The sequence below is a fragment of the Burkholderia oklahomensis C6786 genome (assembly GCF_000959365.1).
GTDB lineage: Bacteria > Pseudomonadota > Gammaproteobacteria > Burkholderiales > Burkholderiaceae > Burkholderia > Burkholderia oklahomensis.
The window spans coordinates 2,018,881-2,032,463 of sequence record NZ_CP009555.1 but is presented as its reverse complement, the minus strand read 5'-3'; the positions used below and the strand labels follow the sequence as shown (position 1 = coordinate 2,032,463).

Here is a 13,583-nt window from a genome sequence, read left to right as displayed (position 1 = left end):
TGCATCATCCCGTCGCGCCCCCCACCGTCATTACGCGACGCCCGCCGTCGTGCGTCGCGAGCGTCACGCCACCGGCTTCGATCCGCGCGAGACGATCGCCCCCGATCATCTGCCCCGGCGCGACGGACCATGCGTCGTCGCCGCGCTCGAACAGCGCGAGCCCGCTGCGCCGGTCGCGCAGCACGCCGACGAGTCGCGCCGCGTCTGCGGCGTCGTCGACGGCAAGCATCGGTATCGTTGAAAAAGGATCGGCGACCGGCGCCTCGCGCACGTCCGCAGGCCGCTGTCCGCCACCGGCCGGCAGCGCCGGCCACACGTCGAGCCGGGCATCGAGCACGGTGGCGCGGCCGTCGCGCTTCACGCTCGTCGCGATGGGCACGATGAGCGCAGGCAACGCGGCAAGCCCCGACAAAAAGCGGGACAGCGCACCAAAGTCGCCTTCCGCACTCATCACGAACGCATAAACACCGCCGTCGTCACGCCGATCGTCGGCGCGCTCGCCTTCGAGCCGTTCGAGCTTGCGCATCCGCAACCCGCTCGCGTCCGCGTGGCCGGCGATTCGCAGCGCGAGGTCCGCGGGCGTCTGCCGTTCGTCCAGCGAGCGGCCATGGCCTGCAGACGATGCCGGCGGCACGGCAAGGAGTCGCCGCGCACGGGCCTCGCGCGAAGCAACCGCTTCGAGCGCCACTCTGCTTCGCTCGACGCCGCCCCAGTCCGCGTCGCGGCCCGCGTGGACGCCGCAAGCGAACACGCCGCCTGCGAGCGCTGCTCCCGCCGCGGCCCGCCAACCGGCGCCCGAGACCCGGCGAAAATCGGCAAGTCGCATCCAGGCGAGCCAGGCCGCCGATCGTCCATCCGGCATATTCAGGCGCCCTCCCGTGCGTGCGCCTGCACACGCGCACGACGCGCCGCGACGCCGGCGACGCGGCCTTGCCGGTCCCCGGGCCAGCGAATCCGCACCGAGAAGGAAAGCGACCGGCCACCGCCCGCTTCGCGCCCCCATGCAATCCGCGCGGCCTGCAGGCCCGCGACCTCCATCGTCCAGCCGCGCTGCGCAGCCTCGAGTTCGCGCAGCCAGCGCCCGGCCGACGCGTGATCGAGCGCGCTCGCTTCGAGCAGCGCCTCGTGCCCGTCGCAGCGGATCGAGCGTAGCCGCACGCCGTCGTAGCGCAACTGCTGCAGTGCGTCGAACAGGTCGACCGTCCGCGCGCGCGGCTCGGCGCGCCCGATCGCCAACGCCGCGCGTTCGCGCTCGGCATCGCGCAAGCGCGCCGCCTGCTCCGCTTCCTTCAATTGCGGCGCCCACACGGCAAGCCGGCGCTCCATCAGCGCCCGCTGCGCATCGAAGCGGGCACGCTCGAACGTGCGGCCGACGCGCCATAGCGCAACGCCCGCAAGCCCCGCGCAAGCGGCGGCAGCCAACTCGCCGAGCACGCGCCGCCGCGCACGGCGCGCATCGCGCGCCCGGTACGGCAGCAGATTGAAGCCGCCAAGCCATGCACGCCGGATCTGCGGATCGCGCGCCACCGCGCCGCTCGCTGCGCTCGGCGTCATTCGAACACCCCGCGCAGCGCGAGCCCGAACGCCACCGCGAAACCCGGCGAATGGGCATACTCCTCGTCGATCGCGCCCAGCGGACCGCACGCCGCACATTCGAACGGCAGCACGATGCAGCCGAGCAGGTCGCCGACGTCGGCGAGCGAGATCCGTGCGCCGCCGAGCCATTCCAGATCCCCGGCGACGAACGCGCAGCGCGGCGCGCCGGCCCGCGCGAGCTCACGCAGCGCATCGGCAAGATCCGCGTGTTCGGGCGCCGGATAGCGGATCTGCGCGGCGACCGCGTCGGCCGACACGAGCCAGCCATGCACGCCGCCCTCGCCGATCCATACGCCGAGATACGGCTCGCCCTCGTCGACCTCGCGCGCGGCGACATGGCGTATCGCACGCAACGCGGCGGGCGGCTCGCCGTCGACCGCGACGAGTTCGACGCCGGCCGACGCGGCGGCCTCCATCCGCACATCGAGATGCACGTGCGCCGCCGTCGCGAACGCCACCTCGCGCGGGGCGGCCGCGTCGTTGACACACCAGTCGACCGCGAGCGCGTCGCGCGCGAGCCCGGTGAGCCGCTCGGCTGCTGCGCGCACGGCAGGCTCGACGGCCGCACCGGCTTCGCCGCGCGGCCACGCGAGCGTCGCGGTCGAGAATGCGCCGTCCGGCAGCGCCATCACGCCCGCCATCGTCCGCCGCGCCATGCCCACCGGCCGCGCTTGCGGCGATCGGCCGAGCGCCGCCGTCATCGCCGCCGCTACAGCCGACCAATCGGCATCGGCCGGCTCGTCGAACACACCGGCCGGCAGCGGCTCCGCGTCGAGCGCCTCGAGCCGCACCGTGCCGCACCGAACACGCCGACTCAGCACTGCGATTCGCACCGCGCGCCGGTTCACGTCGATCCCCGCTGCGAAGCGCCGGCCGATCGACCACCACGAACGTCCTTGCATCCCTGTCCTCCATGAGCGCGCCTCCCGTCGAAGCGCGATACGGAGCCATTTTGCAAAGCCGCCCGGCGCGCCGGGAGTCTGCCGAACGGCCAACGCCTGCGCCGCCGGGCCGCAAGCGCGCTACAGTGAGTCATCGGCGCGCCGCACGGCCCAACGCGCCGGTTCCTCCCGTCCGGAACCTTCCGGAGCCCGGCAAAACCGGACAGCTATAATCGCGGGACTGTTTTTTTGGTGTGCCTATGCAATCTACGAATCCTGCGTCCCCGCCTCCCCCGCCCGAGCCGCGCCGCCGCCCGCTGTGGCTGAAGCTCGTGCTCGGCGTCGCAGGCGTGTGCGTGGCGCTCGCAGCCTGCGTCGGGCTCGTGCTCGGCTATGCGCTCGTCGTCGCGTCGCCGAACATGCCGTCGCTCGACGCGCTGACCGACTACCGCCCGAAGGTGCCGCTGCGCATCTACACGGCGGATCACGTGCTGATCGGCGAGTTCGGCGAGGAGCGCCGGGACATCGTCCATCTTCAGGACGTCCCCGATTCGCTGAAGAAAGCGGTGCTCGCGATCGAGGACGCGCGCTTCTACGAACACGGCGGCGTCGATCTGACAGGCATCATCCGCGCCGGCATCGTCGCACTGACGAACGGCCATGCGACGCAGGGCGCGAGCACGATCACGATGCAGGTCGCGCGCAACTTCTTCCTGTCGAGCGAGAAGACGTACACCCGCAAGATCTACGAGATGCTGCTCGCGTACCGGATCGAGCGCGCGCTGACGAAGGATCAGATTCTCGAGGTCTACATGAATCAGATCTTTCTGGGGCAGCGCGCGTACGGCTTCGCCGCGGCGGCCCATGCGTACTTCAACAAGGATCTGAAGGACATCACGCTCGCCGAGGCGGCGATGCTGGCCGGCCTGCCGAAAGCGCCGTCCGCGTACAACCCGGTCGCCAACCCGAAGCGCGCGAAGGTCCGCCAGCAGTACATCCTGCAGCGGATGCTCGAACTGAACTTCATCACGCGCGAACAGTACGACGAGGCGGTCGCCGAGCCGCTCGTCGTCAAGAGCCCGAGCCGCGAATACAGCGTGCACGCGGAATACATCGCCGAAATGGTGCGGCAGATGATGTACGCGCAATACAAGGACGAGGCGTACACGCGCGGGCTGAACGTCGTCACGACGATCGATTCCGCAGACCAGACGCTCGCGTACCGCGCGCTGCGCAAGGGCCTGATGACGTACGACCGGCGCCGCGGCTATCGCGGGCCGGAAGGCTTCATCGAGCTGCCCGCGAACGCGGACGACCGCGAGCAGGCGATCGACGACGCGCTCGTCGATCATCCGGACAACGGCGAGCTGATCGCGGCCGTCGTCACCGAGGCGAGCCTGCGGCAGATTCGCGTCGTATTCTCGAACGGCGGCGACGCGACGGTGAGCGGCGACGATCTGCGTTTCGCCGCGAGCGCGCTGTCGACGAACGCGCAGCCGAACAAGCGGATCCGCCCCGGCGCGATCGTGCGCGTCTTCAAGAACGACGACGGCTCATGGGCGATCGGGCAGTTGCCGCAGGTCGAAGGCGCGTTCATTTCGATCGTTCCGCAGGACGGCGCGATCCGCTCGCTGATCGGCGGCTTCGATTTCAACAAGAACAAGTTCAACCACGTGACGCAGGCGTGGCGACAGCCGGGCTCGTCGTTCAAGCCGTTCATCTACTCGGCGTCGCTCGACAAGGGGCTCGGCCCCGCGACGATCATCAACGACGGCCCGCTCTACTTCAGCGCCGCCGAAACGGGCGGCCAGCCGTGGGAGCCGAAGAACTACGGCGGCGGCTTCGAAGGCCCGATGTCGATGCGCACCGCGCTGCAGCGCTCGCGCAACCTGGTGTCGATCCGCATCCTCAACCACATCGGCCCCAAATACGCGCAGCAGTACATCACGCACTTCGGCTTCGACGCGGATCGTCACCCGGCTTATCTGCCGATGGCGCTCGGCGCGGGCCTCGTCACGCCGCTGCAGATGGCGGGCGCGTTCTCGGTGTTCGCGAACGGCGGCTACCGGATCAATCCGTATCTGATCGCCGAAGTGACCGATTCGAGCGGCAACATGGTCGCGCGCGCGCAGCCGCTCGTCGCCGAGCAGAACGCGCCGCGCGCGATCGATCCTCGCAACGCGTATGTGATGAACAGCCTGTTGCAGAGCGTCGCGCAGCGTGGCACGGGCGCACGCTCGAACGTGTTGAAGCGCACCGATCTCGCGGGCAAGACCGGTACGACGAACGACTCGCGCGACGCGTGGTTCGGCGGCTATCAGCACACGCTCGCGGCGATCGCGTGGATCGGCTACGACAGCCCGCGCAGCCTCGGCGATCGCGAAACCGGCGGCGGTCTCGCACTGCCCGTATGGATCGACTACATGGGCCCCGCGCTCAAGAACGTGCCGGAATACAAGATGCCGATGCCCGACGGTCTCGCGACGCTCGGCGGCGAGCTGTATTTCGATCAGTTCACGCCGGGCCATGGATTCGTCGCGACGGTCGGCGTGAACCTGCCGGCCGCGCCGCCCGACTCCGCGAGCGTCGTGCCAGGGCATGTCGACGAACAGGAGAAGCAGGACATCATGAACCTGTTCCGCGGCGGCAACTGAGCGTCGTTCGCCAAACGAAAAAGCGGCCTTCGGGCCGCTTTTCGCTTTTTCCATATGGGGCTCGGCTCGGCAACGCTCGCACGGCGTGCGCTCGCCTGCGCGCCGCAGCCGAATCACGCGCTGAACGTGATCGGCATTCCGGCCTGCTGGGTCGCGTAGCCGGTCAGCGCAGCGAAGAACTCCTGGCCGCTGCGCGTATCGCGCCACGCGCCGTCGACGAACCGGTAGTGGAAACCGCCCGCTTTCGCGGCGATCCAGACTTCCTGCATCGGCGGCTGCAGGTTCACGATGATCTTCGAGCCGTTCTCGAACGTGAGCGTGAGCACGCTGCCGTTGCGCTCGAGATCGATGTCGGCGTCGCCGTCGTTGGCATCGTCGACCGACCGCTCGACGGCCGTCAGCACGGCTTCGGCACGGGCCAGGTAATCAGTATCGGACATGCTAAACTCTATCGATTCAATTGTTTAGGGACGGTCATGCGTATCGTTTTCCAGATGAGCGCGATTGTAGCGGCTTTGGCGCTCGCAGGCTGCGGCCAGCGCGGCCCGCTGTACATGCCGGTCGTGCCGCCGCTGCCGCCCAAGCCGACTGAACAGACGCTGCCGCCGTCGGACGTGACGCCCGACGCGGAAACGGCTTCGGTGCGCGACAACGGCGCATCCGGCGCCGCCGACGCGCCGCTCACGCTGTCGCCCGACCTGTCGACGCAACGCACGCCGCAAGCGGCGCCCGCGTCCGGCGCCTCTTCCGCCCTATGACCGATCCTGCATGACTCAAGCTGCATTTGACTACGTCGACGGCACGCTCCACGCCGAGCGCGTCGCCGCCGCCGAACTCGCCGAGCGTTTCGGCACCCCGCTGTTCGTCTATTCGCGCGCCGCGCTCACCGCGGCCTACGACGCTTATGCGAAAGCGTGCGCGGGCCGCCGCGCGTCGGTTCACGTCGCCGTGAAGGCGAACAGCAACCTCGGCGTGCTGAACGTGTTCGCGCGGCTTGGCGCGGGCTTCGACATCGTGTCGGGCGGCGAGCTCGCCCGCGTGCTCGCCGCAGGCGGCCGCGCGCAGAACGTCGTGTTCTCGGGCGTCGGCAAGAGCGCGGACGAAATGCGCGCCGCGCTCGAAGCGGGCGTCAAATGCTTCAACGTCGAATCGACCCCGGAACTCGACCGGCTGAACGCCGTCGCCGCGTCACTCGGCAAGCGCGCGCCCGTGTCGCTGCGCGTGAATCCGGATGTCGATCCGAAGACGCATCCGTACATCTCGACCGGGCTGAAAGCGAACAAGTTCGGCATCGCGTTCGACGAAGCGCGCGCGACCTACCGCGCGGCGGCCGCGCTGCCGAACCTCGACGTGGTCGGCATCGACTGCCACATCGGCTCGCAGATCACCGAACTGAGCCCGTACCTCGACGCGATCGACAAGCTGCTCGATCTCGTCGAGCAGATCGAGGCGGACGGCGTGAAGATCCACCACGTCGACGTCGGCGGCGGGCTCGGCATCACGTACGACGACGAAACGCCGCCCGACATCGGCGCCTACGTGCGCGCGGTGCTCGAGCGCATCGACGCGCGCGGCCACGGCCATCGCGAAATATGGTTCGAGCCGGGCCGCTCGCTGACGGGCAACGCGGGCATTCTGCTCACGCGCGTCGAGTTCCTGAAGCAGGGCGACGAAAAGAACTTCGCGATCGTCGACGCGGCGATGAACGATCTCGCCCGTCCCGCGATGTATGAAGCGTTTCACGCGATCGAGCCGGTGAAGCCGCGCACGGACATCGCGACGGCGGTCTACGACGTCGTCGGCCCGGTCTGCGAAAGCGGCGACTGGCTCGGCCGCGAGCGATCGCTCGCGATCGCGCCGGGCGATCTGCTCGCGATTCGCTCCGCGGGCGCGTACGGCTTCACGATGAGCTCGAACTACAACACGCGGCCGCGCGCGGCCGAGGTGATCGTCGACGGCGCGAACGCGTATCTCGTGCGTCCGCGCGAAACGGTCGAAAGCCTGTTCGAACGAGAATCGGTGCTGCCCGGCGGCAAGTGAGCGAACACCGGCTCGCGTGCGCGGCCAGCCGGTGAGCCCCGATCAAATAGCAAGAAAGGCGATGTCCGAATGAACGGACATCGCCTTTTTGGTTGCGTGCCGCGCAATGCGACATTTGTCGTCCATGCGATATGCACAACGCGTATGCCGCACACGACACGCTACGACACACGCCCGCCTGCCAGAGCTCCGCGCCAGCGCTGCCGCGCCCACACGGCCACCCGCCAGCCGAGCAGCACGAGCACGATCACGCCGTACAGCTTCGGCAGCACGAGATCGTGCTTGCCCGCCTTCATCCACCAGAAATGCAGGATGCCGAACATCGCGATCGCATAAATCGCCCGGTGCAGCGTCTGCCAGTGCCGGCCGAGCCGGCGCGCGATCGCGCGCGGCGACGTCGCGGCGAGCGGAATCAGCAGCACGAACGCGGCGAAGCCGACGGTGATGAACGGGCGCTTCACGACATCCTTCGCGATATCCATCACGTCGAACCACTTGTCGAACCAGATGTACGTCGTGAAGTGCAGCACCGCGTAGAAAAATGCGTAGAGCCCAAGCATGCGCCGCAGCCGCAGCAGCGCGTTGATGCCCGTCAGCCGACGCAGCGGCGTGACGGCGAGCGTAATGCACAGGAACACGAGCGTCCAGAGCCCCGTCGAGCGCGTGATGAACTCGATCGGATTCGCGCCGAGCCGGTCGGTCATCCCGAAGAACACGATGCGCGCGAGCGGATACAGCGACGCGACGAACACGGCGATCTTCACGGGCATGAGCCAGCGCGGCGCGCCGCCCGCCCGGCCGGCATCCCGGCGCGGCACGCGGCCGCGCACGCCGGCGCCCGCAGCGGTTCCGGCGAATGTCGAGGGTTGCATATCGTTCTCCATTCACCGTTACTCAGAAGTATTTCTTCAGATCCATGCCGCGATACATCGACGCGACCCAATCGCCATAGCCGTTGAACATCAGCGTCTTGCGCTTCGGCGTGAAGAACCCGTCTTCGCCGATGCGCCGCTCGGTCGCCTGGCTCCAGCGCGGATGGTCGACATTCGGGTTGACGTTCGAATAGAAGCCGTATTCGTTCGGCGCATACGTGTTCCAGCTCGTCGGCGGCTGATGCTCGACGAAGCGGATCTTCACGATCGACTTCGCGCTCTTGAAGCCGTATTTCCACGGCACGATCACCCGCACCGGCGCGCCGTTCTGATTCGGCAGCACCTGCCCGTAGACGCCCATCGTGAGCAGCGTGAGCGGATTCATCGCCTCGTCCATCCGCAGTCCTTCCGAATACGGCCAGTCGAGGATCGGCGCAGACAGCCCCGTCATCTGCGACGGATCCGCGAGCGTGATGAATTGCACGTACTTCGCGTTGCCGGTCGGCTCGACACGCTTGATGAGCTCCGCGAGCGGAACGCCGATCCACGGAATCACCATCGACCAGCCTTCGACGCAGCGCAGCCGGTACACGCGCTCTTCGAGCGGCGCGAGCTTCAGCAGCTCGTCGATGTCGTAGACCTTCGGATTCCTGATCTCGCCCTCGACCGACACGCGCCACGGACGCGGCCGCAGCGTGCCGGCGTTGCGCGACGGATCGCCCTTGTCGGTGCCGAATTCGTAGAAGTTGTTGTAGGTCGTGATGTCCTTGAACGACGTCACCTTCTCGGGGACGACGAACTTCGGATTGGTCGGCGCGACAAGCTTGCGCGCCTTCGGATCCGGCGACGAGTAAGCGGCGAGCGCGAGCCCGTGCGCGCCGATGAGCCCGCCCGCCGCGGCGGCGCCCGCCGCCTGCAGGATACGGCGGCGGTTCTCGAACACCGCTTGCGGTGTGATTTCGCTGCGCGGGATATCGTCGCCGGCAAGCGTTTTGCGCAGCGCCTTCTTGATCAACATGTCGATGCTCCGTTCTGCCAGCCGGGACACTCACGTCCCGACAATCCTTGGACCCAGTTCCGCACCGGCCGTTTCGGCAGCGTACCGCCAAATGTCCGGCGCAAGAAAAAACCGCCGGGCACATAGTGCGTCGGCGGTTATTAGTCGTTCGAACGGCGCGGATCTTACAGCTTGCCGTAGCTGTGCAAGCCGGACAGGAACATGTTGACGCCGAGGAATGCGAACGTCGTGACGAGGAGGCCGGTCAGCGCCCACCACGCGGCGACCGCGCCGCGCAGCCCTTTCATCAGACGCATGTGCAGCCACGCCGCATAGTTCAGCCAAACGATGAGCGCCCAGGTTTCCTTCGGATCCCAGCTCCAGTAGCCGCCCCACGCCTCGGCCGCCCACAGCGCGCCGAGGATCGTCGCGATCGTGAAGAATGCGAAGCCGACCGCGATCGACTTGTACATCACGTCGTCGAGCACCTCGAGCGCCGGCAGGCGATCGGCGAGCACGCCGCGCTCCTTCACCAGATACGCGACCGCGACCATCGCCGACAGCGCGAAGCTGCCATAGCCGATGAAGTTCGCCGGCACGTGGATCTTCATCCACCAGCTCTGCAGCGCGGGAACGAGCGGCTGGATCTGCTGCGCGTCGCGCGCGATCGAGTACCACATCAGGAAGCCGACCGCCGCGCTGATCACGAGCAGCACGAACGCGCCCAGCGCGCGCGTGCCGTAATGCCCTTCGTAGTACAGATAGAGGAGCGCGGTGATGAGGCTGAACAGCACGAATACTTCGTACAGGTTCGACACGGGGATGTGGCCGACGTCCGAGCCGATCAGATACGACTCGTACCAGCGCACCATCAAGCCGGTAAAGCCCATCAGCACGGCGACCCACGTGAGCTTCTGGCCGATCGCGCCGCCGGACTCGGAGCGCGACAGCATGCCGATCCAGTAGAACAGAGTGGCGAGCACGAAGAGCGCGCTCATCCACAGGATCGCCGACTGGCTCGACAGGAAGTACTTGAGCAGGAACGCCGAATCCGCTCGCGCGAGGTCGCCTTGATAGATCTGCAGCGACAGCAGCGACAGCGCGGCGATCGCCGCCATCAGGAGCCGCGCGGGCTTCCAGCGCCAGCCGAGCACGATGAGCGCCGGCACGGTGCCGATCAGCACGGCCTTGTCGTAGTAGTCCATGTGCGCGTGGTATTGCGCGAGCGCGAAGCCCGCGCCGGCCACGAGCGCCAGCGCGAACAGCCAGTCGACGAGCGACAGGCGGCGCAGGAACGGCCGGTCGTCGAAGAGCGCCGGCTCGGCCGCGGCGGAGGCGCGCGGCGCGTGGGATGACGAAACTTGGGTCAGATCCATGATGTTACCGAGTCGAGTCCTTGGAACCGGCGCCGTCGGGCGCGCGGGGGGCGGGCGGCGCGCCCAATGCGGCCCCGGCCGCATCGCGCGTCTGCACGAATTCCTTTTCGAAGTCGAATGTCTTGCGTGCGGTGGACATCGCCATCAACACGCTGACGCCCGCGCCCGTATCCTTGAGCCAGAACCAGAGGCGTCGCTCGCGCACGTAGAACATCGCGAAGATGCCGGCGACGAGCAGCAGGCTGCCAAGATACACCAGATTCTTGCCCGGCGCGCGCGTCAGCTGGAACACCGAGGCCTGCACTTGCTTGAACGAATCGAGCTGCAGATAGACGGGCGCGCCGTACAGGAAGCTGTCCGACAGCGCGTTGATTGCGTTCTGCACGAAGCGGACCGTGTCCTGCGCCTGCTGGACAGGCGGCTCGTTCGCACGCTCGCGCGCGACTTGCCAGACTTCCCACATCGAGCCCTCGAGCATCCGCAGCAGCAGCGCGGCGGCCTTCTCCTTCTCTTCCTTCGGCACCGACCGGTCGATGAACGTCGCGACCGCCTGGAAACCGCCGATCGGATTGCCGTCGGCGCCGCGCCCGATGCTGCCGTCCGCGCCCGCGAAAAGGGTCAGGACACGTTGCGCGCTATCGTCGAGGCGGCCGCGCAGCGCGGCATCGCCGGCGCCGAGCGAATGCTGCGCGAAGCGGCGCGCCGCCTCGGTGCGCACCGCAGGATCTTCGAGCGCCGCGCGCAGCCGCATCCATTCGCCGACCGTGTCGCGGCTGTCGGCGGGAATCCGCAGATAACGGAACGGATCGTTCGGGCTCGCGCGCACGCCGGCGAGGAACACGCGGTCGCCGCCCATGTCGATGGGCAGCATGTAGTTGTTGAATTCGCGCGCCTGGCCGTCCTTGCCGCGCACCTTGTACTGGACCGACGGCCCGATGTTGTGCAGCTCGAGCGGCTTCGACGTCTTCGCGCCGGAGCCGAGCCGCTCGTCGAAGATCTCCTTGATCGAGCGGTTCGCCGCGACGCCGCGCGCGTCGGTCTTGCCGTTCGCGTCGGTGACGTTCTCGACGTTGATCGCGCGGAAATCCGAGAACTCGACGGTTTCGCCGTCGGCGCCCGCCGTCGTCAGCGGCACCGAGTTGCCGATCGCGCCCTTGAACGGGAACGTCGCGGCGCTCGCGCCCGTCATCGGATACGCGGTCATTTCCATCAGCGAGCCGCCGTCCTGGAAGCTCGACTGATAGATCGACACGCCCTTGTACGTGAACGGCTTGTTGACCTCGACGCGCGCGGGAATCCGCTTGCCGGTCTCGCGATCGACGACGACGATGTCGCTCGCGAAGAGCTTCGGCATGCCGGTCGAGTAATAGTCGACGATGAACTTCTCGAGCTGGATCGAGAACGGCAGATCCTGGATCAGCGAGCCGGTCGGCTGATTGAGGATCGCGGTCGACACGTACTGGCCCTCCGGCACCCAGGCGTAGCCGCGGAACGTCGGGTTCGACGCGGACAGCCGGTGCTCGGCGCCGATCTCGCTGATCGTCGCGCTCGAGTTGACGGGGCTCTTGCCGAACATCCACATCTGGAATTTGATCGGCAGGTTGCTGTCGAGCAGGCCGCCGACGCAGATCACGACGATCGCGACGTGCGCGGCGATGTAGCCGAACTTCGTCAACGCGCCGCGCTTCGCGGCGACGAGCGTCGCGCCTTCCGATTCGCGCACGACGTGCCGGTAGCCCGCCTTCGCGACGAACGCGGCAATGGTCTGCGCCGCGCGCGCGCGATCGCCCGCGACCGCGAACTCGGCCTTGTGATGGAACGCGCGCAGACTGCCTTCGCGGACCTTGTCCTTCCAGCTCTTCGCGTCGGCGAGCATCTTCGGCGCGTTGCGGATCACGCAAAGCGAGATCGACACGACGAGGAAAATCAGGATCAGCATGAACCACCACGCGCTGTAGACCGTGTAGAGGCTGAGCGAGCGGAAGATGTCGGCCCAGAACGGGCCGAACTGATTGACGTAGTTAGGATACGGATCGTCCTGCGTGAGGACCGTGCCGATGATGCTCGCGATCGACAGGACGACGAGCAGCGCGATCGCAAAACGCATCGAGCTCAGCAGCTCGACCGTGCGCTTGACCGCGGACTGGCCCGCTCTCGACTGCAACCCCGACGTGGTAACGCTCATTCAAACTCCAACTCACAGCAAAAAAGGGTAAGGCGGCCGTTCTTCGACGGCGCCCCACCCTTTTCTTGTTTTAGCGGCCGCCGCGTGGACGGCCGGCTCGTTCATTCGGCTCGCGAACCGGAATCGGCTCAGTGCAGGCCGGCGATGTAATCGGCGACGGCCTTGACCTCGCTGTCCGTCAGCCGGAGCGCGATCTGATGCATCGCCTCGTTGTTGCGCGTGCCCTGCTGGAACGCGGTCAACTGCGCGGCCGTGTAGTCCGCCCACTGGCCCGACAGCCGCGGATACTGGACCGGAATGCCCTGCCCCGTCGGCCCGTGGCAGCTCGCGCAGGCGGGCACGCCCTTCTCGGCGATGCCGCCGCGATAGATCTTCTGCCCGACCGGCACCGTGGCCGCGTTGCGCGCGGCGCCGAGCTTGGCCGACTGCGATCCGTAATAGGCGGCGACGTTGCGCGCATCCTGATCGTTCAGCGCGCTCGCGAATCCGACCATCACGGAATTGACGCGCACCGGCCCCTTCGCGCCCGGCTGCGTCTTGAAATCGTGCAACTGCTTGACCAGATAATCGGGGTGCTGGCCGGCGAGCTTCGGGAACGAGCCCGTCACGCTGTTGCCGTCGACGCCATGGCACGCCGCGCACACCTGCGCCGCGATCGCCTTGCCCCGGTCGAGATCCGGCTTTGCCGCATCCGCCGCTTTTGCCTCCGCCATGAAACCAACGAGCCCTGCTACTGCGAACTGAAGCACCACCAAAGACTTGCTCAGTCGATTCATTCGCACACCTTGTTTCGTCTTGTGGGAGTTGTGAGGTTCTGCAAAAAACGACGGCGCCCAGTCTACCGTAGAAGCGCGCTCATCAGCTTCCACCGCCTGCGGCGAATGCGCCGTATTGTACAATACCCCGATGAAAGCCTCGGTGCCCATCAGGGCTACTTCGGGGCTCCCCGCCTTCCACCGCGCGGCCCGCGCCGCCAGTCTCC

The 13,583-nt window shown here is 67.6% G+C and carries 12 protein-coding genes; 3 read left to right on the top strand and 9 right to left on the bottom strand.

What is annotated here, in order from left to right; all coding sequences use genetic code 11:
* Positions 1 to 4: 4 nt before the first annotated feature.
* From BG90_RS09170 to pilM, 3 genes are read right to left on the bottom strand one after another with little or no spacing between them, the layout of a single operon-like run.
* Positions 5 to 826 (bottom strand): hypothetical protein, encoded by an 822-nt coding sequence (locus BG90_RS09170; protein WP_010117295.1) that lies wholly within the window; start codon positions 824 to 826, stop codon positions 5 to 7.
* A 38-nt stretch (positions 827 to 864) separates the two neighbouring features.
* Positions 865 to 1,554, bottom strand: a complete 690-nt coding sequence (locus tag BG90_RS09165) for a hypothetical protein (RefSeq protein ID WP_010106925.1) — start codon at positions 1,552 to 1,554, stop codon at positions 865 to 867.
* The gene (pilM, locus tag BG90_RS09160; RefSeq protein ID WP_010117296.1) at positions 1,551 to 2,498 is read right to left on the bottom strand and encodes a pilus assembly protein PilM; all 948 of its coding nucleotides are present in this window, start codon (positions 2,496 to 2,498) and stop codon (positions 1,551 to 1,553) included. The genes BG90_RS09165 and pilM overlap by 4 nt, the downstream gene beginning before the upstream one ends.
* A 239-nt stretch (positions 2,499 to 2,737) precedes the next feature.
* Between pilM and BG90_RS09155 the strand changes: the two genes are divergently transcribed.
* Entirely contained in the window at positions 2,738 to 5,131 is a 2,394-nt protein-coding gene (locus BG90_RS09155; RefSeq protein WP_025990029.1) for a penicillin-binding protein 1A, read from the top strand.
* 113 nt (positions 5,132 to 5,244) lie between these two features.
* Here the strand turns inward: BG90_RS09155 and cyaY are convergent, their stop codons facing one another.
* Entirely contained in the window at positions 5,245 to 5,571 is a 327-nt protein-coding gene (cyaY, locus tag BG90_RS09150; protein WP_010106932.1) for an iron donor protein CyaY, read from the bottom strand.
* A gap of 36 nt (positions 5,572 to 5,607) precedes the next feature.
* Between cyaY and lptM the strand changes: the two genes are divergently transcribed.
* A complete protein-coding gene (lptM, locus tag BG90_RS09145) occupies positions 5,608 to 5,889 on the top strand; it encodes an LPS translocon maturation chaperone LptM (protein ID WP_010106933.1) in 282 nt (93 codons plus the stop codon).
* Positions 5,890 to 5,899: 10 nt separating this feature from the next.
* The gene (lysA, locus tag BG90_RS09140; RefSeq protein ID WP_010106934.1) at positions 5,900 to 7,171 is read left to right on the top strand and encodes a diaminopimelate decarboxylase; all 1,272 of its coding nucleotides are present in this window, start codon (positions 5,900 to 5,902) and stop codon (positions 7,169 to 7,171) included.
* A 161-nt stretch (positions 7,172 to 7,332) separates the two neighbouring features.
* On the opposite strand, the gene msrQ is transcribed toward lysA, so the two are convergent.
* The 5 genes from msrQ to BG90_RS09115 form a co-directional block, all read right to left on the bottom strand.
* On the bottom strand, positions 7,333 to 8,055 hold the full coding sequence (gene msrQ / locus BG90_RS09135; protein ID WP_010117300.1) for a protein-methionine-sulfoxide reductase heme-binding subunit MsrQ: 723 nt from the start codon (positions 8,053 to 8,055) through the stop codon (positions 7,333 to 7,335).
* A 10-nt stretch (positions 8,056 to 8,065) separates the two neighbouring features.
* The gene (gene msrP / locus BG90_RS09130) at positions 8,066 to 9,061 is read right to left on the bottom strand and encodes a protein-methionine-sulfoxide reductase catalytic subunit MsrP (RefSeq protein ID WP_010106936.1); all 996 of its coding nucleotides are present in this window, start codon (positions 9,059 to 9,061) and stop codon (positions 8,066 to 8,068) included.
* Positions 9,062 to 9,225: 164 nt separating this feature from the next.
* Entirely contained in the window at positions 9,226 to 10,416 is a 1,191-nt protein-coding gene (gene ccsB / locus BG90_RS09125) for a c-type cytochrome biogenesis protein CcsB (protein ID WP_010117303.1), read from the bottom strand.
* 4 nt (positions 10,417 to 10,420) lie between these two features.
* On the bottom strand, positions 10,421 to 12,601 hold the full coding sequence (locus BG90_RS09120; protein ID WP_025990030.1) for a cytochrome c biogenesis protein ResB: 2,181 nt from the start codon (positions 12,599 to 12,601) through the stop codon (positions 10,421 to 10,423).
* Positions 12,602 to 12,729: 128 nt separating this feature from the next.
* Positions 12,730 to 13,377: a c-type cytochrome gene (locus tag BG90_RS09115; protein WP_025990031.1), complete on the bottom strand. Its 648-nt coding sequence runs from the start codon at positions 13,375 to 13,377 to the stop codon at positions 12,730 to 12,732.
* Between the last annotated feature and the right edge of the window lie 206 nt (positions 13,378 to 13,583).